Raw genomic sequence first — 1256 nt, 5'->3', positions numbered from 1 at the left:
CCGATTGCCCGCGGTCCGTCCTTGCCGAACAGGCCTTTCCCGCCCACCCGCCCGATTACCCCGCATCCGCCTCTGGTCGAACAGGCCTTTCCCGCCCGCCCGTCCGATTGCCCCGCATCCGCCTCTGGTCGAACAGGCCTTTCCCGCCCGCCCGTCCGATTGCCCCGCAGTTGCCCCTGGGCGAACGAACTTTCCCGTCCACGTCCGGGCGTCCCCGACATGCGCGGGGTGCTCTGCGCTGCGAGGCTCGGAGTCATGAGAGTGGCCCTTGCGCAGACCGACTGTGTCCTCGGCGAGGTGGACGAGAATCTCGCGGAGGCCAGGGACCAGGTCGGCCAGGCGGCGGCGCAGGGCGCCGACCTCGTCGTCTTCCCCGAGCTGAGTCTGCACGGCTACCACTTGGGCGGCCTGAAGCGAGACACGTCGCTGGACGCGAAGGACACCCGCCTCCTGGAACTCTCCACGCTCGGCTCCGACGTGATCGTCGGCCTGCACGAACACACGAGCCTGCGCGCGTACAACACGTCCGCGTACTACTCGGGCGGCCAACTCCTGCATGCTCACCGGAAGTTGTACCTGCCCAACTACCTGGCCTGGGAGGAGCGCAAGCACGTCAGCCCCGGTCAGCACCTGCGCGCGTACGACCTGCCGGGCGGGCACGGACGCGCCGCGACCCTCGTCTGCAACGACGCGTGGCAGCCGGTGCTGCCGTGGCTGGCCGTGCAGGACGGTGCGGAGGTCATCATCATTCCCACGAACAGCGCGGCGAGCCTGGATCCCGAGGCGATGGACACGGGGCTCTACTGGGACACCCTGCTCTCCTACACGGCCCGCATGCTCCAGTGCTGGGTCGTCTTCGTGAACCGGGTCGGGAACGAGAACGGGGCGTCGTTCTGGGGCGGTTCGCGGGTGGTGGACCCGCGGGGCACGGTCGTCGCGCAGGCGCCGAAGTGGGAGCCGGGGCTGGTGACCGTCGACATCGACGTCCACGAGGCCCGCCGCCACCGGCGGGCTGTGCCGCTGGTGGCGGAGGCACGGCTGGGGCTGATCGACCGGGAGGTGCGCCGCCTGATCGACGAGGGCGGCGACAGCTAGCGCCTGCCTGACCGCGACTTTCTATTCGTGGTCTGGACTTGGCTCGGCAGTGTCGTCCGAGGCCGTTTTGGGTTTCGTGTAGAGGACCTCGCGGGCCTGTTCCGCGGCGCGGGTCATGCCCTCGCCGACGAAGTCGACGAAGCGGGCGATCCCCTCGAGGC

At 69.8% G+C, this 1256-nt stretch carries 1 protein-coding gene and 1 pseudogene; one reads left to right on the top strand and one right to left on the bottom strand.

The window, feature by feature from the left end; translation table 11 throughout:
- The first annotated feature begins 255 nt into the window (after positions 1-255).
- Complete coding sequence (locus tag ACZ5CR_RS45880; protein ID WP_468869837.1) at positions 256-1095, top strand: nitrilase-related carbon-nitrogen hydrolase; 840 nt, start codon at positions 256-258, stop codon at positions 1093-1095.
- 21 nt (positions 1096-1116) lie between these two features.
- Here ACZ5CR_RS45880 and ACZ5CR_RS45875 read toward each other — a convergent pair.
- Positions 1117-1256, bottom strand: a pseudogene (locus ACZ5CR_RS45875) (MarR family transcriptional regulator); the annotation flags it as partial.

The organism is Streptomyces sp. NPDC031274 (assembly GCF_055570235.1).
Note: the sequence above shows the minus strand (reverse complement) of the source record. Positions and strands in the feature narration are given on the sequence as shown.